Source organism: Pseudomonas putida (assembly GCF_003228315.1).
In the GTDB taxonomy this organism is placed as follows: domain Bacteria; phylum Pseudomonadota; class Gammaproteobacteria; order Pseudomonadales; family Pseudomonadaceae; genus Aquipseudomonas; species Aquipseudomonas putida_S.
The window spans coordinates 3,751,212-3,775,920 of record NZ_CP029693.1; the positions used below are offsets into that span (position 1 = coordinate 3,751,212).

The window sequence follows — 24,709 nt, forward strand, 5'->3', positions numbered from 1 at the left end:
AGCACATCGTAGAAAATCTCCTTACAATCCCTTCTTTGTTAGCTGCCTAAGCAAGGACTCTGCATGCAAGCTGCCAACCCGCGTCTCGGGTACATACTGGGCCTGACCGCCTACATCATCTGGGGACTTTTCCCACTCTATTTCAAAGCCATCGCCAGCGTGCCCGCCGTGGAAATCATCATCCATCGCGTGCTGTGGTCGGCGCTGTTCGGTGCCTTGCTGTTGCTGGTCTGGAAGCACCCGGGCTGGTGGCGTGAGTTGCGCGAGAACCCGCGTCGCCTGGCGATCCTCGCGCTGAGCGGCACCCTGATCGCAGCCAACTGGCTGACCTATGTCTGGTCGGTGAACAACGGGCGCATGCTCGAAGCCAGCCTCGGCTACTACATCAACCCGCTGGTGAACGTGCTGCTGGGCATGTTGATTCTCGGCGAGCGGCTGCGGCGCATGCAGTGGATTGCAGTGGGGCTGGCGGCCGCAGGCGTGGCGCAGCAGGTCTGGCAGGTCGGCAGTCTGCCGTGGGTGTCGCTGATTCTGGCACTGAGCTTCGGTTTCTACGGACTGATCCGCAAGCAGGCACCGGTCAAGGCCTTGCCGGGTCTGGTGGTGGAAACCTGGATGCTGGTGCCCATCGCCCTGGCGTGGTTGCTGTTCAATCCGACGGCCCACAGCGCTCAGGCCGAGTTCTGGACCACCTCCGAAGCCTGGTGGCTGGTGGCTGCGGGGCCGGTCACGCTGGTGCCGCTGGTGTGTTTCAACGCTGCCGCGCGGCACCTGCCCTACACCACCCTGGGCTTCCTTCAGTACCTGGCGCCGACACTGGTGTTGCTGCAAGCCGTGCTGCTGTTTGGTGAACACTTGTCGTCCAGCACCCTGGTGGCGTTCATGTTCATCTGGGCGGGCCTGGCGGTTTACAGCATCGATGCGTGGATAAGTCTGCGCAGCCGCAACTGATCAAAAAACGCACAACCATCTACAGGCCACGGTCCACGTGGCCTGCAACGTTCCTTCCCAAGGTTATCCACAGCGTGATCCCCGGCGTTTGTGCGCAAGTCACTGAATGTTGGCGTTTTTTTGATCAACTTGCGCCAAGCCACGGTTGGCGTGGCCTGGCGGGCAGTCTCTACAGGTTATCCACAGGCGGGTGCACGTTAAAACTGGATAACCCGATCAGGGTTCACTGCGCAGTACCAGCTCCACCATCAGGTCGTCGGCCAGGGTTTCCAGGCGCGATTGCAGCACGTCCAGGGACAGCGTCAGCGGCACCGCGAGAATCGCTTCGGCGTGAAACAACGGCTCGCTGCTCATCGGCGCGGGCCGCACTTCGGTCACCAGCCGCTCCAGATTGACCCCCTGCTCACTCAACAGCCGAGTGATGTCGCGCACGATCCCCGGCCGGTCATTGCCCACCAGTTCCATGGCAATCGGTTTCCAGGTGCAGGACTGTTCGATACTGCTTTCAGCGATCAACACGCGAATGCCATGGGCCGACAGCCCCTGCAGGGCATCCACCAGCGAATCGTAGGCCTCGGCCGGAACCCCCACCCGAAGTATCCCGGCAAATTGCCCGGCCATGCGCGACATCCGGCTTTCCAGCCAGTTACCGCCCTGCTCGGCGATGCATTGGGCAATGCGCTCAACCTGCCCGGGCTTGTCCGGGGCGAAAACCGTGAGTACGAGGTGATCCATGGCGCAGCCCTCTGGTCGTGTCTTTTGTTATGGAAAACAAAGTATAGGCAAGGGCCGATTCTGTGTTAGCAGGTCCGACGTCTTCGCGGGCAAGCCTTGCTCCTACAGGACTCACGCAGGCCTGTAGGAGCAAGGCTTGCCCGCGATTGAAGCACCGCAGATCTCTCCGTCGATCACAAATCGTGTACAACTTTGAGAATTAACTGGAACAATCAACCAGTTTTTTGAGAACATCCAGCCCCGCGCCGTGACCGCAATGCGTCACAGGGTCGCAGAACGACGTAATTAGTCTAATTTTCACAACCGCAATTCATCATGTAGTATGCCCTGGCGCGCACTACATAACGTTGGATCGATGTCTGCCGCAGGCACGTTCGCAACCCTGAAAGCCCTGTCAGCAAGGCCCCAAGCCGTTGATTGGTCCCAACCCAGCCGCCAGAAAATGGCATGTACTGGTAGACGGGTTTGTGGTTTAAATGGCCGAAGGCTTCATTGTTAAATTGAAGAGCTGAAAAGCGAAATAGCTGAGCAGAGTGAGGCAAGCAATGACTGAACACGTTCAAGTCGGTGGCCTGCAGGTCGCCAAAGTCCTGTTCGACTTCGTGAACAACGAAGCCATTCCCGGAACCGGCCTCACCGCCGACCAGTTCTGGGCCGGTGCCGACAAGGTCATCCATGACCTGGCGCCGAAGAACAAAGCCCTACTCGCCAAACGCGATGATTTCCAGGCTCGTATCGACGGCTGGCACCAGTCCCGTGCCGGTCAACCACACGACGCCGTGGCTTATAAAGCCTTCCTGCAAGACATCGGTTATCTGCTGCCAGAAGCGGCGGATTTCCAGGCTACGACGCAAAACGTCGATGAAGAAATCGCCCGCATGGCCGGCCCACAACTGGTGGTCCCGGTGATGAACGCCCGCTTCGCGCTCAATGCTTCGAACGCCCGCTGGGGTTCGCTGTACGACGCGCTCTACGGCACCGACGCCATCAGCGAAGCTGACGGCGCGGAAAAAGGCAAAGGCTACAACAAGGTTCGCGGCGACAAGGTCATCGCCTTCGCCCGCGCCTTCCTCGACGAAGCCGCGCCACTGGCCGCCGGCTCCCACGTCGACTCCACCCGCTACTCCATCGTCGCCGGCAAACTGGTGGTCGCCCTTAAAGGTGGCAGCAACACCGGCCTGCGCAACGACGCGCAACTGATCGGCTTCCAGGGCGAGGCTTCAGCTCCGACCGCGATCCTGCTGAAAAACAACGGCCTGCATTTCGAAATCCAGATCGATGCCAGCACCCCGGTCGGCCAGACCGACGCCGCTGGCGTCAAAGACATCCTGATGGAAGCCGCGCTGACCACCATCATGGACTGCGAAGACTCCGTCGCCGCCGTCGATGCCGATGACAAGGTGGTGATCTACCGCAACTGGCTCGGCCTGATGAAGGGCGACCTGTCGGAAGAAGTCGCCAAGGGCGGCAAGACCTTCACCCGTACCATGAACGCCGACCGCTCCTACACCGCGGTCGATGGCAGTGAAGTGAAGCTGCACGGTCGCTCGCTGCTGTTCGTGCGCAACGTGGGTCACCTGATGACCATCGACGCGATCCTCGACAAGGACGGCAACGAAGTGCCGGAAGGCATCCTCGACGGCCTGGTGACTGTTCTGGCGGCGATGCACAACCTGAACGGCAACACCTCGCGCAAAAACACCCGCACCGGCTCGGTCTACATCGTTAAACCGAAAATGCACGGCCCTGAAGAAGCGGCGTTCACCAACGAGCTGTTCGGGCGCATCGAAGATGTGCTGGGCCTGGCGCGCAACACCCTCAAGGTCGGGATCATGGACGAGGAGCGCCGTACCACGGTCAACCTCAAGGCCTGCATCAAGGCGGCGAGCGAGCGCGTGGTGTTCATCAACACCGGTTTCCTCGACCGCACGGGCGACGAAATCCACACCTCCATGGAAGCCGGCCCGATGGTGCGCAAGGCCGACATGAAGGCGGAGAAATGGATCGGCGCCTACGAGAACTCCAACGTCGATATCGGTTTGAGCACCGGCCTGCAAGGTCGTGCGCAGATCGGTAAAGGCATGTGGGCGATGCCCGACCTGATGGCGGCGATGCTCGAACAGAAAATCGCTCACCCACTGGCCGGCGCCAACACCGCCTGGGTTCCTTCGCCAACCGCCGCCGCGCTGCACGCGTTGCACTACCACAAGGTCGACGTGTACGCCCGTCAGGCCGAACTGGCCAAGCGTGCTCACGCCTCGGTGGATGACATCCTGACCATCCCGCTGGCGGTCAACCCGCAGTGGACCGCCGAGCAGATCAAGAACGAACTGGACAACAACAGCCAGGGCATTCTCGGTTATGTCGTGCGCTGGATCGATCAGGGTGTCGGCTGCTCGAAAGTGCCGGACATCAACGACGTCGGCCTGATGGAAGACCGTGCCACGCTGCGTATCTCCAGCCAGCACATCGCCAACTGGTTGCGTCACGGCATCGTCACCGAAGCTCAGGTGATGGAAAGCCTCAAGCGCATGGCGCCGGTGGTTGACCGTCAGAACGCCAACGACCCGCTGTACCGCCCACTGGCACCGAACTTCGACAGCAACATCGCCTTCCAGGCGGCGGTTGAATTGGTAGTCGAAGGCACCAAGCAGCCGAACGGCTACACCGAGCCGGTCCTGCACCGTCGTCGTCGCGAGTTCAAGGCTGCCAACGGCCTGTAACCGAGCGTCGATGCCGGACATGAAAAAGCCCTGATCTTTCGATCAGGGCTTTTTTATAAGATCAAAAGATCGCAGCCTTCGGCAGCTCCTACAGGGTGATCGCATTCCCTTGTAGGAGCTGCCGAAGGCTGCGATCTTTTCGGCTATTCACAAATCCATCCCCAACTCATGCTTGACCAATCCCAGCAACTTGCCGGTATCGATCGGCTTGAGCAGAAAGTCCACCACGCTCAAATGCATCGCCGCGATGGCGTCTTTCACGTCGGCGTCACCCGAGACAATGATGAACGGCATCGCCGCCCGCACCGACTCGCGCACCTGGCGGATCAGGTCGAGGCCATCGACATTACCCATCCGCAGGTCGGTAATCACCAGCCCGATCGAAGGTTTCTCTTCCAACATCTTGAGTGCGGTCTCGCCGCTGGCCGCGGTCATGCAGCGTATGCCATCCAGGGCGAGGATCTCGGACAGTAACTCTCGGGCATCCTTGTCGTCGTCTACGATCAGCACCCGCTGCGGCGGCAGGTCGGGTTCCAGCATGACGGCACTCAGCGCTTCGCGCTCGGCGTCACTCAAAATATCGTGGTCGGACATGGCGTTCTCTACATGTTCAATTCGTTTCCTTAGCACAGTGGTGAGACATCACTAAGCAGACCTTCAATGTGCGCTTCGTCGGATAATTTTCCAATAGCCGGGCTGAGCGAAATTTCCTGCGTTTGAGTAGGGTTCTTCCGACATTCCACCACACACATTGCCTACCTAGACTTACGTCCAATGGGCACCCTGAGCGCAGGGGCCGACCATGGGTGAGTCATCCGACAACAACAACTCCAAAAAAGACTGCGGTAATGGTTATGAGTAAAGCGGACGCCTTCACCCAGGCAGGGAAAACCGCGGTGTTGCAGAACATCCAGGGCACGTTGCAATTCCTCCAGCGTTTCCCGCCTTTCAACCAGATGGAACACGCCCACCTGGCGTACCTGGTCGAGCAATGTCAGCTGCGTTTTTATGCCCCCGGCGAGAGCATCATCAAGCCCGCCGACGGCCCGGTTGAGCACTTCTACATCGTCAAACAGGGCCGGGTGGTGGGCGAGCGCCCGCATTCGGCCAAGGGCGGTACCGAAACCACCTTCGAGATCACCACCGGCGAATGCTTCCCTCTCGCCGCACTGCTGGGCGAACGCGCGACCCGCACCGAACACCTGTCTGCCGAAGACACCTTTTGCCTGCAACTGAACAAGCTGGCGTTCATCAAGCTCTTCGCCATTTCCCACACCTTCCGTGATTTCGCCCTACGCGGCGTGAGCAGCCTGCTGGATCAGGTCAACCAGCAAGTCCAGCAAAAGGCCGTGGAAACCCTGGGCACCCAGTATTCGCTCAATACCCGCCTGGGCGATTTGGCCATGCGCCATCCGGTGACCTGCAGCCCCGACACGCCCCTGCGAGAAGCCGTGACCCTGATGCATGAGCAACAGGTCGGCAGCATCGTGGTGGTCAACGAACAGAAGACACCGCTGGGGATTTTCACCCTGCGCGATCTGCGTCAGGTGGTGGCCAACGGCACCGGCGACTTCGCCGAAGCCATCGAGCGCCACATGACCCAGGCGCCGTTTTACCTGTCCCCGGATCACAGTGCGTTCGATGCGGCGATCGCCATGACCGAGCGCCATATCGCCCACGTCTGCCTGGTCAAGGACCAGCGCCTGTGCGGCGTCGTCTCTGAACGCGATCTGTTCTCCCTGCAACGGGTCGATCTGGTGCACCTGGCCCGCACCATCCGCAGCGCCCAGCGCGTGGAAAACCTGGTGGCGATCCGTGGCGAAATCGGTCAACTGGTGGAGCGCATGCTCGCCCACGGCGCCTCTTCGACGCAGATCACCCACATCATCACCCTGCTCAACGACCACACCGTAAGCCGGGTGATCGAACTGACCCTGGCGGAAAAAGGCGACCCCGGCGTGCCGTTCAGCTGGCTGTGCTTCGGCAGCGAAGGCCGCCGCGAGCAGACGCTGCACACCGACCAGGACAACGGCATTCTGTTCGAAGCCCGGGACGCCGCTCACGCGGCGGAAATTCGCGGCAAGCTGCTGCCCATCGCGCACCAGATCAATCAGAGCCTGGCGCTTTGCGGCTTCACGCTTTGCAAGGGCAACATCATGGCCGGCAACCCTGAGCTGTGCCTGTCCCGGGTTGAATGGGCGAGGCGCTTTGCCGCGTTCATCCGCGAAGCGACGCCAGAGAACCTGCTGGGCTCGAGCATCTATTTCGATTTGCGCGTGGTCTGGGGCAGTGAGCAAGGCTGCGAACAATTGCGTCGCGCGATTCTCGATCAGGTCGGCGACAACCGCCTGTTCCAGCGCATGATGGCCGAGAACGCGCTGCGCAATCGTCCGCCCGTAGGGCGCTTCCGCGAGTTCGTGCTGACCCGCAAAAACGGTGACAAGGCCACCCTCGACCTGAAGATCCAGGGTCTGGCGCCCTTCGTCGACGGCGCCCGCTTGCTGGCGCTGGCCCACGGCATCGAAGCCAACAACACCCTGGAGCGTTTCCGCCGGCTGGTGGACAAGGAAGTGATTGAACCGCTCGATGGCGCCGCGTACGAAGAGGCCTACCACTTCATCCAGCAGACCCGCATGCAACAACATCAATTACAGACCCGAGAGAATCTGCCCTACTCCAATCGTGTCGACCCGGACAGCCTCAATCATCTGGACCGGCGCATCCTGCGTGAATCCCTGCGCCAGGCCCAGCGCCTGCAAAGCAGTCTGGCTCTGCGGTATCAACTATGAGCTATCAGCTATGAGCCTGTTTTCATGGCTGCGACCAACCGGCCCGAGCCTGCCCGGCGAGCTGCAACAACGCCTGCAACGCTTGCCGGCGGCCCCACCGCTGAGCGAGTGCAGCCTGCGCGAGCAGCGCTGGGTCGTGCTCGATCTGGAAACCACCGGGCTGAACCTGAACAAGGACCGGGTGCTGTCCATCGGCGCAGTGGTGATCGAAGACGGCGCGATCGATTTCAGCCAGCAGTTCGAGCGCACCCTGCAATGTGCCGAACTCAAACTCGGCCCCAGCGTGCTGATTCACGGCCTGGGGCCCAGTGCGATTGCCAATGGCAGTGATCCGGCGCACGCCTTGCTCGAGTTCATGGAGTTCGTCGGCGACAGTCCGCTGCTGGCCTTCCATGCGCCCTTCGACCAGCACATGCTCGGCCGCGCCCTCAAAGAGCATCTGGGCTACAAGTTGCAGCACACCTTTCTGGATGTCGCGGAGATCGCACCGCTGCTGTGCCCGCAGGCCAACATCCGCGAAGCGGGGCTGGACGAGTGGATCGACTGGTTCAAGCTGCAGGTGTTCGAACGCCACAACGCCAGCGCCGACGCCCTGGCCACTGCCGAACTGGCGCTGATTCTGTTCAGCCGGGCGCGGCAGCAGCAGATTCACAGCCCGTTGAATTTGCAGCAGCGGTTGAGCCAGTGGCGGAGGCGGCAGCAAACGCCGTCCTTCTGATCTCCGTCGCCTGTTCCGGCCTCATCGCGGGCAAGCCTTGCTCCCACACGGATTGCGCAACCCCCTGTGGGAGCAAGGCTTGCCCGCGATGAACGATGACGCGGTCTTACAGGCCCCACTCCTGAATCCTACCCGACCAACGCCAATTGCTTACCTCCCGCGCCTCTGACACAATCGCGAACAATTCTCGTTAGTTAACCTTTCCCAATCGGTGATACGGCGTGTCGTCAATCCCAAGCCCCCAAAGTGAGCTCGTCGGTGCGTTATATCGCGACCATCGCACTTGGCTATTGGCCTGGCTTCGGCGCAATGTCGCCTGCCCGCAACGCGCCGAGGACCTGAGCCAGGACACCTTCGTGCGCCTGCTGGGCCGGGACGACCTCAAGGAGCCGCGCGAACCCCGGGCGTTCCTGGTGGCGATCGCCAAGGGCCTGCTGTTCGACTATTTCCGCCGCGCTGCGCTGGAACAGGCTTACTTGGCCGAACTGATGCTGATTCCCGAAGCCGAGCAACCGTCGGTGGAAGAGCAGCAAATGATCCTCGAGGACCTGAAAAACATCGATCGCCTGCTCGGCCAGCTGTCGAGCAAGGCCCGGGCGGCCTTTCTCTACAACCGTCTGGACGGCCTCAGCCACGGGGAAATCGCCGAACGCCTGGGCGTCTCGGTACCCCGTGTGCGTCAGTACCTGGCCCAGGGCATCCGGCAGTGCTACGTCGCGTTGTACGGAGAGCCGACATGACCCCGGTCAGCTCCCAACCGGTGTCGGCGCGGGTACTCGATGCCGCCATCGCCTGGCAATTGTCCCTGGATTCGGCCAATCCGGTGGAACGCGAAGAGTTCGCCAAATGGCACGCCGCCCACGAAGAACACGCGCGCGCCTGGCGCCAGCTGGGCATGCTCGACCAGCGTTTCAGCGTCGCCAGCGGCCCGGCCCGCACCGCCCTGTTGCAATCGCGTGAAGGCATCCGCCGCCGGGTGCGCAAGCTGGGCAGCGGTGTCGCCAGCGTGGTCGCGGTGATTGGCTTGGCGTTGTTTGCCGGCGAGCACTATCTGCCGGTGAACTACTGGCTCGCGGACCAACGCACCGCCACCGGCGAGCAACGCATCATTCGCCTGACCGACGGCACCCTGATCAACCTCAATACCCACAGTGCCCTGGACGTGCGCTTCGACGAGAAGCAACGGCTGATCGTGCTGCAGGAAGGGGAAATCCTCGTCGAAACCGGTCACGGCGATGCCCGGCCGTTCATCGTCGAAACCCGCGAAGGCAGCATGCGGGCACTGGGCACAAGGTTTCTGGTCAAGCGCGAGGAACAGGGCACACGCCTGAGCGTGCTGCAATCGGCCGTGGCCGCCCACCCGGAATCAAACCAGCAAGAGCAGATTCTGCGCGAAGGCCAGCAGGTGCTGATCCGCAACGACGGCCTCGGCCCGATCCTGGCGGTGAACGCCGGCGCAGACGCCTGGACCCGGGGAATGCTGGTGGTGGACAACACGCGACTGGAGGATCTGGTTCACGAACTCGGTCGCTATCGCCCGGGACACCTGGGCGTAACACCGGACGTCGCCGATTTGCGCATCACCGGCAGCTTCCCTCTCAAGGACACCAACCTGGCCCTCAACGCCCTGCTGCCCACCCTGCCGGTGCAGATCGAACAGCACACGAAATGGTGGGTGACGGTGGCGGCGAAGACTGAGGCCAAACCCTGATTTGATGGCGTTTGGACTGACGCCATCGCGGGCAAGCCTTGCTCCTACAGGATTTGTGTCGTTCGCAGATTTTGTGAACGACACAAATCCTGTAGGAGCAAGGCTTGCCCGCGATGAGGCCATCAGCCCCACTAAAATTGCTGAATCGAAATTATTTTCATCCAGCCCTATCACTTTTCGAATCTCGTCCGGCACCTAGGCAATTGAGAAGTATTCACTTTCAGGAGCCGCTGTATGTCCCGTTCGCTAGACACCTTGTTGCGCCCCAGTTTGCTGGCGGTCGCCATTGCCCTTTGCACCCCTGTGGTCAGCAGCCAACTGATCGCCGCCGAGCAGGCGTCAAGCGTTCGCGCCTACAACCTGCCGGCCGCGCCGTTGGCCAGTACCCTGAACCAGATCGCCAGCCAGGCCGGTCTCGCGCTATCGCTGAACCCGTCGCTGGCAGCGGGCAAGACTTCCGCACCGGTCAATGGCCAGTTCGACGCCGCCGGCGCCCTGCGTGAAGCACTGCGCGGCACCGGCCTGCAACTGGAGCAAAGCGGAGGCACCTACACCCTGGTGGCCGTGCCCGAAGGCACACTGGCCCTGCCGGCGACCAGCGTGATCGGCGCCGACAACACCGAAAGCGCCTGGGGCCCGACAACCGGTTATCTCGCCAAGCGCACCGCTGCCGGCACCAAGACCGACACCGCACTGGTCGAAGCTCCTCGCTCGATTTCGGTCGTGACCCGTGAGCAGATGGACGATCGCAACGTCCACACCCTCGACGCCGCCGTGCGCTACCTGCCGGGCACCACCGGCGCCAGCTTCGGCAGCGACACCCGTGCCGACTGGTTGCGTGTACGGGGTTTCGAACCGACCCAATTCCTCGATGGCCTGCCGCTGCCAAAAGGCGTCTATGCCAACCCGAAGCAGGAAACCTGGAACCTCGATCGCCTGGCCGTGCTGCGTGGCCCGGCCTCGTCCGTCTATGGCCAGACCCCGCCGGGTGGCTTGCTGGACATGGTCAGCCGCCGACCAAGCGCCGAAGCCAGCAATGAGGTCCAGCTGCAATACGGCAGCGACAACCATCGCCAGATCAACTTCGCCAGCACCGGCAAGATCGACGATGAAGGCCAGTTCCTCTACGGCCTCAGCGGTGTGGTGCGCGATGGCGGCACGCCCATCGACCATATCGACGACAAGCGCTACAACATCGCGCCGAGCCTGACCTGGAACATCGACGACGACACCAGGCTGACCCTGCTCACCCAATTCACCCGCGACGATACCGGCATCACCAGCCAGTTCCGTCCGATCCAGGGCACCAAGATCCATTCGCCACTGGGCGATATCTCCCACCACAAGAACCTGGGCGACCCGGACTGGGAATTCTACGACCGCACTTACTACGCACTGGGCTACGCCTTTGAGCATCGCTTGAACGATACCTGGCAGTTCCGTCAGAACCTGCGCTACACCAAGTCGGACCTGTCCTTCCAGGCCCTGACCCCTGGCGCCTACCCGTTCACCCAGGTCGATGCCAACGGCAACGTGGGTCGCACCAGCACCACCACCGACGAAGACATCAGTCAGTTCGCCGTGGACAACAACATGCAGGGTGACTTCGCCACCGGCGACATCCAGCACACCCTGTTGATCGGTCTCGATCACCAGCGCACCAACACCAATTACACCTCGATCTTCGGTGACGGCCTGACCACCAACGTCAACAACCCGATCTATGGCCTGCCAATCGTGCGTCCGCCGCGTTCGTCGGCCTTCTACGACTACGACCAGAAAACCTACCAGACCGGCCTGTACGTTCAGGACCAGATGGCGCTGGATCAATGGCGCCTGACCCTGGGTGGTCGTGAAGACTGGGTTCACACCAGCACCAAGTTCTTCAACAAGGGCGATGCCACCAACACCGACCGCAACAAGAACTTCAGCGGCAACGCGGCGATCAGCTACGTGTTCGACAACGGTTTCGTGCCGTACCTGTCCTACGCCGAGTCGTTCCAGCCGGCGAGCAATGCCGATACCTCCACCACCGAATCGTTCAAGCCGACCGAAGGCAATCAGTGGGAACTGGGTATCAAGTACCAGCCACCGGGCAGCAACACCTTGCTGACCGCCGCGGTGTATGACCTGACCCAGAAAAATGTCTCGGTCACCAACAACATCGGTGGCATTCCGGTCACCAGCCAGACCGGTGAAGTGAAGGTCAAGGGCCTGGAGCTGGAAGCCGTCTCCGACGTGACTGAAAACCTAAAGCTGACCGCCGCCTACACCCTGGCCAAATCCGAAGTGCAAGACGGCGCGTTCAAGGGCAATCGCCTGCAACTGATGCCGAACCAGACCGCCTCGGCGTGGGCTGATTACACCTGGCACAACGGCGTGCTGGACGGTTTCGGCATCGGCGGCGGCGTTCGCTACACCGGCAACACCTATGGCGACCAGGCCAACACCGAACTGGGCAAGGCCGATGCCTATACCGTGTTCGACGCGGCGGTCCACTACGACCTCGGTCGCCTGGACAACAGCCTCAAAGGTGCGTCGCTGGCCGTCAACGCGACCAACCTGTTCGACAAGGACTACCTGTCCACCTGCGACGGTTTCTACTGCTACTACGGCGACGAACGCAGCGTTGTCGCCAGTGCCACCTACAAGTGGTAACGGCTTGATCTGACACGCCCGGTACCCAGGCCGTCCTTCGTGGACGGCTTTGGTATTTCTGGAGGCTATGAAATGAAAAGTAAAACAATTCGCCGCTGGTCCTTCGTCCACACCTGGACCAGCCTCATCTGCACGGTGTTTTTGCTGCTGCTGGCACTGACCGGCCTGCCGTTGATCTTCCACCATGAGATCGACCACCTGCTGGGCGATGCACCTGAAGTGAAGGAAATGCCGGCGGACACCCCGCGCCTGAATTTGCAGCAACTGGTGGCGGCAGCCGAGAAACATCGCCCTGGCGAGGTCATGCAGTACTTCGGCTTCGAGGACGACGAGCCCAATGCCGTGCTGACCATCATGGCGGCGACCGCCGGCACCGAGCCGAACTCGTCCCACACCTTCATGCTCGACGCCCGCACCGGCGAAGCGCTGGAAACCCCGTCGGCCAACGGCGGTTTCATGATGACCATGCTGCGCCTGCACGTGGACATGTTCGCCGGGCTGCCGGGCAAGCTGTTGCTGGCGTTCATGGGCCTGCTGTTCGTCGTCGCGATTATCTCCGGCACGGTGCTGTACCTGCCGTTCATGCGCCGCCTGAAATTTGCCACCGTACGCCAGGACAAATCCACCCGCCTGCGCTGGCTCGACCTGCATAACCTGATTGGCGTGGTGACCCTGACCTGGGCGCTGGTGGTCGGAGTGACCGGTGTGATCAGTGCCTGTGCCGACCTGATAATCGCGGCCTGGCGCAACGACAGCCTCAGCGCCATGGTCGCGCCTTACCGCGACGCTCCACCGCTGACACAACTGGCGCCGGCGACTCGCCTGCTGGACATCGCCGGGGAAGTTGCACCGGGCATGCAGCCCGACTTCATCGCCTTCCCCGGCACACGTTTTTCCAGCGAGCACCATTACGCGGTGTTCATGAAAGGCAGCACCCACCTGACCTCGCACCTGCTGACACCGGTATTGATCGATGCCAGCACGCTGCAAGTCACCGCGGTGGCCGAGCGCCCCTGGTACATGGACGCCATGGGCATGTCCCAACCGCTGCATTTTGGTGACTACGGCGGCATGCCGATGAAAATCCTCTGGGCGACCCTGGATGGGCTGACCATCATCGTCCTCGGCAGCGGCGTTTACCTGTGGGTGGTTCGGCGCAAGGCGACGAAACCCGTGCTGGAAAAAGCGGAGAGCCTGGCATGAAACCGAGGCAGTCGAACTTCTGGAAGGTCTTCGGCACCCCCACCGTCATCGCCCTGTTCACCGCGGCAGGGCTGTTCGCCGCGCTGCTGGGCGATGGCGTCTGGGATGCGCTGAGCTGGCTGGGCCTGGGCATCCCCGCCGTCCTCGCCCTGCGCGGCCTGCTGCAGAGCCGCTGAACCATACACAAAACCCGCAACGCCATCGCCCCCCCTGTAGGAGCGAGCATGCTCGCGATGCACCTGAGAACGCCTCGGGGTGTCAGGCCGCCAACGTCATCGTTGGCGACCATCGCGAGCAGGCTCGCTCCTACAGGGGGTTCCGTGTTTTTTAGTGGTGTTGAGCAATCGCATTGACGCGCTATGCTGGCCCGACTCCGCCACCGACCGAGACCCCGCCATGTCCGCCCCGAGCATGACCCTGTACCACAACTCCCTCTCGCCCTTCGTCCGCAAAGTCATGGTGCTGCTGCACGAAACCGGTCAGCAGGACCGCGTGGCCCTGCAGAACTGCGTACTCACTCCCGTCGATCCGGACCAGGCCCTGATCGACGACAACCCCCTGAGCAAAATCCCGGCCCTGCGTCTGGCCGATGGCAACGTCATCCACGACAGCCGGGTGATCCTCGAATACCTCGACCACCAACACGTCGGCAACCCGCTGATCCCCCGCGAAGGCTCCGCCCGCTGGCGCCGCCTGACCCTGGCTTCGATGGCCGACGGCATCATGGACGCCGCCGTGCTGGTGCGCTACGAAGTCGCCCTGCGCGCCCCGGAAAAACACTGGGACAAGTGGCTGGACGGCCAACGCGACAAAATCCGCCGCACCCTGGCACTGCTGGAAAAAGGCGCGATTGCCGAACTGACCTGCCATTTCGACGTGGCGGCGATCAGCGTGGCCTGTGCGTTGGGTTATGTGGATCTGCGCCACCCGGACCTGGAATGGCGCGAGGCGAATCCGCAGTTGGCGGCGTGGTATTTCGAAGTGAGCCAGCGGCCTTCGATGATTGCTACGATGCCGAAGGTTTGAGGCCTGCGAGGTCAAAGGACTAGCAGTTCTGATAGTAGGCAGAAGCTCAAGTATCTCCGACACTGATACCGCCCTTTGGGATCCAGAGTCGGAGATCGGCCAATGTCTACGCAATCTCGCAAAACACTCCTGCTAGCAACCAGTCATTCAGGTTCGGTGCTCGGCGTTGTCGACGCGACCAACAATCATGCCATTGACTACACGCCCTACGGTGATAGCCCAACGGGCGATGACTCACAAAGTCAGCTTCGATTTAATGGCGTATTTCGGGAGGCGATGACAGGCTGGTATTCGCTGGGCAATGGGTATCGAATGTACAGCCCGGTATTGATGCGGTTTTTAAGTCCGGATAGTTTGAGCCCATTTGGAAAAGGCGGCTTAAACACATATGCCTATTGCGGGGGAGACCCGATTAACAGGCAAGACCCTAATGGCCGAGCCTGGTTTAACTCATTAACTGAAGGCTTAAAACAAAACCTTGCCATCACCAAAACAGAATTCCACCCGACCCAAAAACTTTCTAACACGACAATTAAGTCTTTACAGAAATCGCTCACTTCATTAGGTGGCGAGGACAAAATCTCCAAACTCGCGAAAAAATCAAACGTTAAACCTTATGAATACCTGATTAACAATATGCCAGAGTTCCAAGAATTTACGACTCCAATACCACCAGCAAATAAATCATCAATACCCATTCTAGAAAAAACAATGAAAAAACTAACAAAAAGATAAATAACACAAATCGACATCGGAGCAGCATTAACTCTCTCCAACCCGACAAAACAGCAATATTTCAGTGAATTTGTAAGCCAAACTCAAGACATAAATAGCCGAGTGGAAGACTATTTAAATTCGATACTCAAAAAAAAGCCACCAAGTTACCCAGAAGCACTTTCCAAAAAAATCTATCCTTCACCACCATCATATAGAGATGCAATAAGAAACACGAAAATCCATACCGGATGATTTTTTTCAAAAGCCTAGCTTTGCGTATCTATGGATCTCTTGTCTCGCTTATCTAGCGTGAATACCGGAGAACTATATTGCTGAAGCGCTTATAAATTCAGCAGCTTTATACGATAAAAACAAACTTTCTGTCATTTCTCGCCAATAGTTTCCCCACTTCCTAATCCTCCCGCTCCCCCTCCAACCTGCTCATTCCAACGCTCCAATAATTTCAAGGTGAGCCAGCGGCCCCGATGATTGCGACGATGCCGAAGGTTTGAAGCCGCCGAGGGCCATGGACTAGCAGTTCTGATAGTAGGCAATGGCTGAGAAAACTCCGATGCTAAGGCTCCAGATTCATAGACCTTGCTCGGAGCTCAGCCAATGCCTACGCGTTCAAGCAAAACCTTTCTGTTGGGGACCGATCAACAGAACTCGGTGCTGAACGTCCTTGATGCGAATCGCGCTCATCCCATCGCCTATACACCCTATGGCCATCGACCCCTCGGTGGTTTGCTCAGCCTGCTTGGGTTCAACGGGGAACTGATGGACCCACTGACCGGGCATTATCATTTGGGGAATGGGTATCGGCCGTTTAGTGCGGTTTTGATGCGGTTTATCTGTCCGGATAGTTTGAGTCCGTTTGGGGAGGGAGGAATCAACGCATATTCATATTGCACGGGTGATCCCATTAATCAAAACGATCCAACAGGACATATGACTTTAAAATTTCTTATGGCCCCTCCCGCCCCTCCACCGCGCCCCTCTAATCTCGGAATGAAAACAACAAGCAAAATTACCGCGCCGAAAGCTACACCGGCTACTCCAAGGAGAAAGCTATCCGACACGTACGACGCGTCACTATCAACCAAACGAAAAAACACTGACTCAACAAAATATGACTTAATTGGTTATCACGGTTCAACAAAAGAACACGCCAACAGTTTAAGCACAGGCTTGAAAGGCGAATTTATGGGGCAAAGAAATGGCGTTGACAGTGGCCGAGGATTCTATTTGACACCAGACTACAAATCGGCCGCAGGATGGGCCAGCACTTCAAAACGAGCAGAAACCAGCACACCTCAAGTGTATGGCGTTTATATAAAAAACTTTAACACCCTTAAGCTCGGCCGAGACTACATTATAAATACCGAACTTAACCCCTCACTAAATGATCATATACAAATAATCATTAAAGAATCTGCATACACTTCAATTTCCATAAAAGCCGTCCAAAGCAAACAAAAGTCAATCCGCCTTAATTCATTTGAAGCCCCGTTTTAGACTGCATCAGCAATCCGGCTTATCCGCCGTAAATCTTCTCGCCGGATTCACCGCCGCGCCAAACTCACGCAACGCCTTCGCCCCAATCAACAGCGGATAGTTAAAACTGCTGCGATCCGTCAAATTCACCTCAACCGTACGCTTGACGTTGCCCAAGCACAACTCCAGGTCAACCACCGGCCGCTTGGTTGGCGCAGCGACTTCTTCGTCATCCTCCTCAGAACGCGTCTTGATCTTGCTGATCCGCGCAATCTTGTGTTCGTAGACCTTGTTGCTCGCATCCTTGGTGGCCAGACGGAAACGCACCCAGTCTTCGCCATCGCGGGTGAAGGTTTCGATGTCCTTGGCGGAGAGCGAGGCGGTCAGGGCGCCGGTGTCCATCTTGGCCTTGAGCACTTCGCCGCCGATTTCCGGCAGGGCAATGTATTCGTAGCGGCCGTAGAGGGTGGGCTCGGCGGCCAGGACCGGCAGGGCAATGAGGGACAGCAGGGCGAGGAGGGATTTCACTTGATCGTTGTCCTTGAGAGAGGGGCAGCGGGATTTTAGACCGTTGTTCAATAGATCGTTCCCACGCTCTGCGTGGGAATGCAGCCCGGGACGCTCTGCGTCCCATCCCAAGCCGAACGCAGAGCGTCCGTTGAGGCATTCCCACGCAGAGCGTGGGAACGATCGATACCAGAAGAATAACGGTCAGAAAGTGAAACATTCGTCACCCCCGATTTGGCCTGCCGCCCGAAGCCACTTATCATGGCGCGCCCAAACGTTTTCAAGAGTTGCCTATGCGCCGCCTGCTCACCGGCAGTTTCGTCACCCTGCTGCTCCTGCTCAACACCCTGGTCCTGATCGGCCCGTTGATGATCTTCGCCCTGCTCAAACTGGTCCTGCCCGGCCGCTTTCGCGATTACGCCTCATGGGCAGTGATGTGGATCGCCGAAACCTGGTCGGAAATCGACAAACTGATCTTCCGCCTGTGCATCCCCACCCAATGGGACATTCGCGGCGGTGACGAACTGCGGCGTGACACTTCTTATCTGGTGATCAGCAACCACCAATCCTGGGTCGATATCCCGGCGTTGATCCAGACGCTGAACCGACGCACGCCGTTCTTCAAATTCTTCCTCAAGAAAGAGCTGATCTGGGTGCCGTTCCTGGGCCTGGCGTGGTGGGCGCTGGATTACCCGTTCATGAAGCGTTACTCCAAGGCGTTTCTGGCCAAGCACCCGGAATTGGCGGGCAAGGACCTGGAAATCACCAAGCAGGCTTGCGAGCTGTTCAAGCGCCAGCCGGTGACCGTGGTCAATTATCTGGAAGGCACGCGCTTCACTGAAGCCAAGCGCGCTCAACAACAGTCGCCGTTTACCCATCTGCTCAAGCCCAAGGCCGGCGGCGTGGCGTTTGTGCTGGCGGCGATGGGTGAACAGCTCGATGCCATCCTCGACGTGACGGTGGTGTATCCGCAGCAGAAGATTCCGGGGTTCTGGGATTTGCTCAGCGGCAACGTGCCGAGAATCATCATCGACATCAAGACCCGCGAACTCGACCCGGCGCTGTGGCAGGGCGACTACGAAAACGATCCGGCATTTCGTGAAACGGTCCAGAACTGGGTCAACCAACTCTGGACCGAAAAGGACTCGCGCATCGACGCGTTGCGCGCCGAGCGCCGTTGATCAACTGCCGGTGACTGCGCCCGCACCGGTGCCCCAGATCCCGCCCAGACTTTGCAGCAGCGAACCGGTCACACCCTGCTGACCGAGGTACTGCAGGATCACCGGGGCAAACAGGCCTACCATGCCGGTGTCCATGCCCAGGGTACTGAAGGCATTGTTCAGGTCATTGGTGTCCTTGATGTTACCCAGGGCATTGTTCAGTCCGGCTGCCTGGCCGGTGGAACCGAGCAACCCAGCAAGCGCGCCCAACTCCCCGCCGCCCGAGAGAATGTCGAGGCCCGGCACGCTCTTGGCCAGTTCCGAGTAGTCGGTCGAACTCAACTGATTCTTGGCCAACCCGAGCATCGCCCCGGCACCGCCGACGGCCTGTTGCGGGGTGATGTTCAACTCGGTCAGCGCGCCCAGCAAGTCGGCGGTCTCGGCGGTCGGCGCCGCCTCCGTGGCCGCGTTTTGGCCTTTCATACCGGAAATGGCATTGGCCGCATCGCTCAGGCTGAACTGGGCAAACACCGGGCTGGCCGCCAGGGTCATGAGCGATGCCAGTGCAAAACCGCGTGAAATCTTCATCCAGACACCCTCAATGAAAAACCGCCCGAGAATGGGCGGCGAAAAACTGTGTGTTGGACTGGCGTGCCCAGGGATTGTTCCCAACCACCCATCCCCTGTAGGAGCGAGCCTGCTCGCGATGCACTCAAGGGCAACGCGTTGATTCAGGTAATACGCGTTTTCGTTGACGACCATCGCGAGCAGGCTCGCTCCTACAGGAATCGGGCTCTACACAATATTTTCCGGTCGCTGCATCCAATCCCGCCCCACGCCCGTATATCAATCACGGACAGACATTCCTGGCCGATTCCCCACCCGAGGATCACCACCATGAAACGCACTTCGATCAAAACCCCGTTGATTGCCAGCCTGCTGACCCTGGCCCTTGGCGGCTTCGCCCTGAGCACCGTGCAAGCGGCAACCATGAGCCATGACAGCGTGACGGTGGGCGGTCAGGCCATGCTGCCGAGCAAGGACATCGTCGACAACGCCGTCAACTCCGCCGACCACACCACCCTGGTCGCCGCCGTTAAAGCCGCCGGACTGGTCGATACCCTCAAGGGCAAAGGTCCGTTCACCGTGTTCGCACCGGTCAACTCAGCCTTCGCAGCCCTCCCCGCCGGTACCGTCGATACCCTGCTCAAACCGGAAAACAAGGCCACCCTGACCAAGGTCCTCACCTACCACGTGGTCGCCGGCAAACTCGACATGGCCACCCTCGCCGAGAAGATCAAGGCCGGTGGCGGCAAGACCGAACTGACCACCGTCGCTGGCGGCAAGCTGTGGGCGATGATGAACGGCCCGCACAACATCACCATCAAGGATGAAAAAGGCGATGTGGCCGACATCACCACCTATGACGTGTACCAGTCCAATGGCGTGATACAGGTCATCGACAAAGTGCTGATGCCAAAGAGCTGAACCGCGCCGCCGACCCCGCGCATCGGGGTCGGCGGGTTTTTCCGGAGTGCCTGACCGTGAATGGAACAACCGCAGGCCGTGAACTAACCTCAGCCCTCACACCACCCACGGCGATTACCCGGAGAAGCGCTATCCCCATCACCGACGCCGATCAGCTCAGGCAACTCCTGGCCCAGTGTTCACTGGGAAACCGCCGCGCCTTCGAGACGCTTTACCGCAGCGTCGGCCCACGCCTGCATGGCGTGGCCCTGCGTTTCATGGGTCGCCCTGATCTGGCCGAAGAAGTGCTGCAGGAAAGCTTCGTGCGCATCTGGCACAACGCCTCGCGTTATGAAGCGCACCTGTCTGCGCCCTTGACCTGGATGATCAACATCACCCGCAACCAGGCCATCGACCAGTTGCGCAAACATCGCGACCGGCCACTGGGTGATCTGGAAGAACAGTCGCTCGTGGATGAAAGTCCCTCAGCGCACGACCAATTGAACAGCGCCCGCGAGGCCAGCGCCCTCAACCGTTGTCTCGACAGACTCGAAGGCATGCAACGCCAGTCAATCACCGTCGCCTATTTCCAGGGATTGTCATGCGCTGAACTGGCCGACCACCTGGCCGCGCCGTTGGGCTCGGTGAAGTCATGGATCCGCCGTGGCATGGAACGCCTGCGCAGGTGCCTTGAATCATGAACTATCAAACTCCAACCCTGCGCCGCGCCCTCGCCGCCGACTACGCCATCGGCCTGATGCCCCCTGCCGCCCGTCGGCGTTTCGAGCAGTTGCTGCTGGAAGATGCGGCGCTGCGTGTGGAGCTGGCGCAATGGCAAGAGAGTCTCGCGAGCCTGACCGATGCGCTACCGGAGCAGCCGGTGCCGGATCGGGTCTGGCAAGGCATCACGGCGCGCATCGAACCGCAGGAACTGCACGTACCGCACAAGCGCCCATTCTGGAACTGGCTGCGAGTAACCGTGGCGGTTTGCTCACTGGTGATCGCCGTGACCCTCGGCGTGATTTACAACCACGACGACGCCCGCTACAGCGCCACACTGGTCAGCGCCGACGCGCAGCCCGCTTTACGGGTTCAGGCTCATGAGAACTACCTGCAAGTCGAACCCCTGACATTGGCAGCCATCGATCCGGGACGCAGCCTGGAACTGTGGGCGATTCCGGCGGATGGCAAACCGATTTCACTTGGGGTGATTCCGGCGGGAGGCAAAGGCAAGGTTGAGTTGAACGACGCGCAGAAAGCGTTAATTGGAAAACCGATTGCGCTGGCGGTCAGCCTTGAACCCAAGGGCGGCTCGCCAACCGGGCAACCGACAGGGCCGGTTCTCTATCAAGGCGCGCTGGCGGCGCTGTGACCCTATCAGTTCTGCTAGTAGTCAGCACCTCAGCGATTGCGCCACAGTGAAATCCTGAGCCGACATGGAACTGAGCCATGCAACCCAATCTCACCCTGCTGGTTAAACATCAGTACGACGCACTCAATCGGCTGGTCGCCAGCACACTTTCGGCGCAAGCCACCTCCCAGTGCTTTTACCTGAAAGATCGCCTGGTCACTGAGATTCAAGGCACGGAGCAGCGTTCGATCATGCAGCACGACGATCAACTGCTGGCCCAACAACAACGCCAAAGCGGCAACGTCGAAACCCGACTGCTCGCCACTGATCCGCAGCGTTCGGTGTTGAACGTACTGGACGCGACTCGGCCTCATCCCCTCGCCTACACACCCTACGGACATCGCCCGCTCGGCAACGGCTTGCTCAGCCTGCTCGGTTTCAACGGCGAACGGCAGGATCCGGTGACGGGGTGGTATTTGTTGGGAAATGGGTATCGGGCATTTAATCCGGTGTTGATGCGGTTTAACGGCCCGGACAACTTGAGTCCGTTTGGCAAGGGTGGGTTGAATGCGTATGGGTATTGCGTGGGGGATCCGGTGAATCGGAGCGATCCAAATGGACATTGGTCCATTGGGGGAATGCTCAATGGCCTTTCGAATTTCAGAAATCGCGTTGCCAGACGATTCACCGCAAATGCTTCAGAAGCCGCGACTGGAACTGCAGGTGGCGCAAGTCAGAGGGTTAGCAGCACGCCTTTCGATAATGTCGCACCGCCTATCAGCCGCCCAGGAACTTCCTCCACTTCAGCGCCTATTAATATTCCGCAACCCTCACACCAGAGAGATACAGCTCATCTCGCGGACAGTTTTGAGTTTAAGGGCATGGAGATAATAGGACCTGAGAAGCCACCTGCTCCAACCCCACCAAACTTGGGACCGGAGGAATGGGCCGATATCGAACTTGTTTTCCAACATGCGCCTCACGATGCAACCACTAATGATTTGATGAGAACGATTTACGAAATGCGCAACATCAGGACCGGCCGCACCTCCTTTCAACATTCGACAGCATTCCTGGAACAATTCATCGGCGATTAGGCAGGGCTGCAAAGAGGAGACAGGTCTATTTTCCAACAATAAAAAAGGCGACCTCAGGTCGCCCTTTTTATCTGCAGCCCTTACGCCGCACTAAACAACTTATGCGGATCAATCACAAACTTCTTCGGCACACCCGCATCAAACTCGCCATACCCCTCAGGCGCCTGATCCAGGCTGATCACCTGCACACCCACCACTTCAGCGATGTTGATGCGATCCCACATGATCGCCTGCATCAGTTGGCGGTTGTACTTCATCACCGGGGTCTGGCCGGTGTGGAAGCTGTGGGATTTGGCCCAGCCCAGGCCGAAGCGGATGCTCAGGCTGCCCATTTTCGCGGCGGCGTCCACGGCACCCGGATCTTCGGTGACGTACAGGCCAGGGATGCCGATCTTGCCGGCGACGCGTACTACACCCATCAGCGAGTTGAGTACGGTGGCCGGGGCTTCGTGTTTCACGCCGTCGTGACCGTGGCCGCGGGCTTCGAAGCCTACGGCGTCGATGGCGCAGTCCACTTCCGGTTCGCCCAGCAGCGCGGCGATTTGCTCGTGTAGCGGGGTGTCGAGGGACAGGTCGGCGATTTCGAAACCCTGAGCCTTGGCGTGGGCCAGGCGCACGGTGTTGACGTCACCGACGATCACTACTGCCGCGCCCAGCAGGCGAGCGGAAGCGGCGGCTGCCAGACCGACAGGACCGGCGCCGGCGATGTACACGGTGCTGCCCGGGCCAACGCCGGCGGTCACGGCACCGTGGTAGCCGGTTGGCAGGATGTCGGAGAGACAGGTCAGGTCGCGGATTTTTTCCATCGCGCGATCACGATCAGGCAGTTTCAGCAGGTTGAAGTCAGCGTACGGCACCATGGCGTATTCAGCCTGGCCACCGGTCCAATCACCCATGTCGACATAGCCGTAGGCGCCGCCCGGACGTGCCGGGTTAACGCTCAGGCATACACCAGTGTGCATTTCCTTGCAGGAACGGCAGCGCCCGCAAGCCACGTTGAACGGTACGGAAACCAGGTCGCCGATCTGCAGGTTTTCGACGTCGCGGCCCTTTTCGATCACTTCACCGGTGATCTCGTGACCCAGGACCAGACCGGTCTGGGCAGTGGTACGGCCGCGCACCATGTGCTGGTCGGAACCACAGATGTTGGTGGAAACCACGCGCAGAATGACGGCGTGCTCAATCTTTCTGCCGCGCGGGTCCTGCATTTTCGGATAGTCGATTTTCTGTACTTCGACCTTGCCAGCGCCGAGATACACCACACCACGATTGCCAGACATGCTTTCACCTCGCTGTTGTTTTTATGGAACCGCGTTGCCCAGGCAGGCAGCGCGTAAAGTGCTCGGGTACAGATGCTGTTTCTTGTCTTGTGTTGCCTGTCAGGGCCTCATCGCGAGCAGGCTCGCTCCTACAGTGGATCTGTGGTGTGTATGAGATTCGTGCATCGACACAAATCCCTGTAGGAGCGAGCCTGCTCGCGATGGCGATCTAGAGAACGACGGTACGATTGGCGTTCAAAAACACCCTCCGCTCGATGTGATAACCAACGGCTCTAGCCAGGGTCAGGCCTTCAATATCCCGCCCCTTGGCAATCAAATCCTCGGGGTAATGACTGTGATCCACCACCTCGACGCCCTGGGCAATGATCGGCCCTTCGTCGAGGTCGTTGTTGATGTAATGCGCCGTCGCGCCGACCAGTTTCACGCCCTTGTTGTAGGCCTGGTGGTAAGGCTTGGCGCCCTTGAAACCCGGCAGCAGGGAGTGGTGGATGTTGATCGCCTTGCCGTCGAGTTTGCGACACAGCTCCGGCGACAACACCTGCATGTAGCGGGCAAGGATCACCAGTTCCGCGCCGGCCTCTTCGATCACCTGCAACACCTGGCGCTCCTGTGAAGGCTTGTCGTTCGGGTCCAGGGGGAAGTGGTAGTAGGGAATCTGGTGCCAGTCGGCCAGCGGCTTGAGGTCCGGGTGGTTGGACACCACTGCCGCCACGTCCATTGATAACTGGCCGATGCGCTGGCGGTAGAGCAAGTCGTTGAGGCAGTGATCGGCCTTGGAGACCATGATCACCACTTTTGGCCGATAGTGCGGCGGGGTCAGTTCGAAGATCATGCCGAAGCTTTCGCCACGCTCGGCAAGCCCTGCGCGAAATGACTGCTCGTCGAAGCCGTCAGGCTGGCGAAATTCCACGCGAATGAAGAAACGCCCCGAGAGGCGGTCATCGAAGGAGTGGTGTTCGGTGACGTAGCAGCCCTGCTCGAACAGAAAGCGGGTCACCGCGTCCACGGTGCCGAGTACGCTGGGGCAGTCGGCGGTCAGGATCCATGTGTCTGGGGCGCGGCTCATAGTGCGGTGACTCCTGCTGAATCGGTAATGAAAACACCTTCCTGTGGGAGCGAGCC

General features: G+C 59.8%; 23 protein-coding genes. 17 read left to right on the forward strand and 6 right to left on the reverse strand.

The genetic code is table 11. The features are described from left to right. The first annotated feature begins 63 nt into the window (after positions 1–63). Positions 64–951: an EamA family transporter RarD gene (rarD, locus tag DKY63_RS17500; protein ID WP_110965216.1), complete on the forward strand. Its 888-nt coding sequence runs from the start codon at positions 64–66 to the stop codon at positions 949–951. 216 nt (positions 952–1,167) lie between these two features. Here the strand turns inward: rarD and DKY63_RS17505 are convergent, their stop codons facing one another. After that, positions 1,168–1,686, reverse strand: coding sequence for a glycine cleavage system protein R (locus DKY63_RS17505; RefSeq protein WP_110965217.1), 519 nt, complete (start codon positions 1,684–1,686; stop codon positions 1,168–1,170). A 545-nt stretch (positions 1,687–2,231) separates the two neighbouring features. Between DKY63_RS17505 and DKY63_RS17510 the strand changes: the two genes are divergently transcribed. Then, positions 2,232–4,409 (forward strand): malate synthase G, encoded by a 2,178-nt coding sequence (locus DKY63_RS17510; protein WP_110965218.1) that lies wholly within the window; start codon positions 2,232–2,234, stop codon positions 4,407–4,409. 147 nt (positions 4,410–4,556) lie between these two features. Here DKY63_RS17510 and DKY63_RS17515 read toward each other — a convergent pair whose 3' ends face one another. Then, positions 4,557–5,003, reverse strand: a complete 447-nt coding sequence (locus DKY63_RS17515; RefSeq protein ID WP_110965219.1) for a response regulator — start codon at positions 5,001–5,003, stop codon at positions 4,557–4,559. A gap of 260 nt (positions 5,004–5,263) precedes the next feature. On the opposite strand from DKY63_RS17515, the gene DKY63_RS17520 reads away from it, so the two are divergent. From DKY63_RS17520 to DKY63_RS17565, 10 genes are all read left to right on the forward strand, one after another. Then, complete coding sequence (locus DKY63_RS17520) at positions 5,264–7,198, forward strand: putative nucleotidyltransferase substrate binding domain-containing protein (RefSeq protein WP_343327502.1); 1,935 nt, start codon at positions 5,264–5,266, stop codon at positions 7,196–7,198. 10 nt (positions 7,199–7,208) lie between these two features. Next, positions 7,209–7,916 (forward strand): 3'-5' exonuclease, encoded by a 708-nt coding sequence (locus tag DKY63_RS17525; protein WP_110965221.1) that lies wholly within the window; start codon positions 7,209–7,211, stop codon positions 7,914–7,916. 221 nt (positions 7,917–8,137) lie between these two features. Beyond that, on the forward strand, positions 8,138–8,656 hold the full coding sequence (locus DKY63_RS17530; protein ID WP_110965222.1) for an RNA polymerase sigma factor: 519 nt from the start codon (positions 8,138–8,140) through the stop codon (positions 8,654–8,656). After that, a complete protein-coding gene (locus tag DKY63_RS17535; protein ID WP_110965223.1) occupies positions 8,653–9,627 on the forward strand; it encodes a FecR domain-containing protein in 975 nt (324 codons plus the stop codon). The genes DKY63_RS17530 and DKY63_RS17535 overlap by 4 nt, the downstream gene beginning before the upstream one ends. 234 nt (positions 9,628–9,861) lie before the next feature. Then, entirely contained in the window at positions 9,862–12,285 is a 2,424-nt protein-coding gene (locus tag DKY63_RS17540; protein ID WP_110965224.1) for a TonB-dependent siderophore receptor, read from the forward strand. A gap of 72 nt (positions 12,286–12,357) precedes the next feature. Next, positions 12,358–13,488, forward strand: a complete 1,131-nt coding sequence (locus tag DKY63_RS17545) for a PepSY-associated TM helix domain-containing protein (protein ID WP_110965225.1) — start codon at positions 12,358–12,360, stop codon at positions 13,486–13,488. Next, positions 13,485–13,664: a hypothetical protein gene (locus DKY63_RS17550; protein WP_110965226.1), complete on the forward strand. Its 180-nt coding sequence runs from the start codon at positions 13,485–13,487 to the stop codon at positions 13,662–13,664. The genes DKY63_RS17545 and DKY63_RS17550 overlap by 4 nt, the downstream gene beginning before the upstream one ends. Positions 13,665–13,884: 220 nt before the next feature. After that, positions 13,885–14,514 (forward strand): glutathione S-transferase, encoded by a 630-nt coding sequence (locus DKY63_RS17555; protein ID WP_110965227.1) that lies wholly within the window; start codon positions 13,885–13,887, stop codon positions 14,512–14,514. 102 nt (positions 14,515–14,616) lie between these two features. Then, entirely contained in the window at positions 14,617–15,249 is a 633-nt protein-coding gene (locus DKY63_RS17560) for an RHS repeat-associated core domain-containing protein (RefSeq protein ID WP_110965228.1), read from the forward strand. 597 nt (positions 15,250–15,846) lie between these two features. Then, a complete protein-coding gene (locus DKY63_RS17565) occupies positions 15,847–16,746 on the forward strand; it encodes an RHS repeat-associated core domain-containing protein (protein ID WP_110965229.1) in 900 nt (299 codons plus the stop codon). A gap of 6 nt (positions 16,747–16,752) precedes the next feature. Here DKY63_RS17565 and DKY63_RS17570 read toward each other — a convergent pair whose 3' ends face one another. After that, positions 16,753–17,253 carry an ATP-dependent zinc protease family protein gene (locus DKY63_RS17570; RefSeq protein WP_110965230.1) on the reverse strand — a complete coding sequence of 167 codons (501 nt, stop codon included), beginning with the start codon at positions 17,251–17,253 and terminating at the stop codon, positions 16,753–16,755. A 272-nt stretch (positions 17,254–17,525) separates the two neighbouring features. Between DKY63_RS17570 and DKY63_RS17575 the strand changes: the two genes are divergently transcribed. Continuing rightward, positions 17,526–18,413, forward strand: coding sequence for an acyltransferase (locus DKY63_RS17575; RefSeq protein ID WP_110965231.1), 888 nt, complete (start codon positions 17,526–17,528; stop codon positions 18,411–18,413). Here the strand turns inward: DKY63_RS17575 and DKY63_RS17580 are convergent, their stop codons facing one another. Further along, entirely contained in the window at positions 18,414–18,980 is a 567-nt protein-coding gene (locus DKY63_RS17580) for a DUF2780 domain-containing protein (RefSeq protein WP_110965232.1), read from the reverse strand. A 309-nt stretch (positions 18,981–19,289) separates the two neighbouring features. On the opposite strand from DKY63_RS17580, the gene DKY63_RS17585 reads away from it, so the two are divergent. The 4 genes from DKY63_RS17585 to DKY63_RS32695 all read left to right on the forward strand — a co-directional run bounded on the left by DKY63_RS17585 (position 19,290) and on the right by DKY63_RS32695 (position 22,307). Then, entirely contained in the window at positions 19,290–19,880 is a 591-nt protein-coding gene (locus DKY63_RS17585; protein WP_110965233.1) for a fasciclin domain-containing protein, read from the forward strand. 56 nt (positions 19,881–19,936) lie between these two features. Next, the gene (locus DKY63_RS17590; RefSeq protein WP_110965234.1) at positions 19,937–20,560 is read left to right on the forward strand and encodes a sigma-70 family RNA polymerase sigma factor; all 624 of its coding nucleotides are present in this window, start codon (positions 19,937–19,939) and stop codon (positions 20,558–20,560) included. Then, complete coding sequence (locus DKY63_RS17595) at positions 20,557–21,231, forward strand: anti-sigma factor (RefSeq protein ID WP_110965235.1); 675 nt, start codon at positions 20,557–20,559, stop codon at positions 21,229–21,231. The genes DKY63_RS17590 and DKY63_RS17595 overlap by 4 nt, the downstream gene beginning before the upstream one ends. A gap of 77 nt (positions 21,232–21,308) precedes the next feature. Continuing rightward, positions 21,309–22,307, forward strand: coding sequence for an RHS repeat-associated core domain-containing protein (locus DKY63_RS32695; protein WP_239499314.1), 999 nt, complete (start codon positions 21,309–21,311; stop codon positions 22,305–22,307). Positions 22,308–22,387: 80 nt separating this feature from the next. On the opposite strand, the gene fdhA is transcribed toward DKY63_RS32695, so the two are convergent. Together fdhA and purU are read right to left on the reverse strand one after the other, a co-directional pair. Further along, complete coding sequence (fdhA, locus tag DKY63_RS17605) at positions 22,388–23,587, reverse strand: formaldehyde dehydrogenase, glutathione-independent (RefSeq protein WP_110965236.1); 1,200 nt, start codon at positions 23,585–23,587, stop codon at positions 22,388–22,390. A 208-nt stretch (positions 23,588–23,795) separates the two neighbouring features. Next, a complete protein-coding gene (gene purU / locus DKY63_RS17610; protein WP_053163062.1) occupies positions 23,796–24,653 on the reverse strand; it encodes a formyltetrahydrofolate deformylase in 858 nt (285 codons plus the stop codon). Positions 24,654–24,709: the final 56 nt, after the last annotated feature.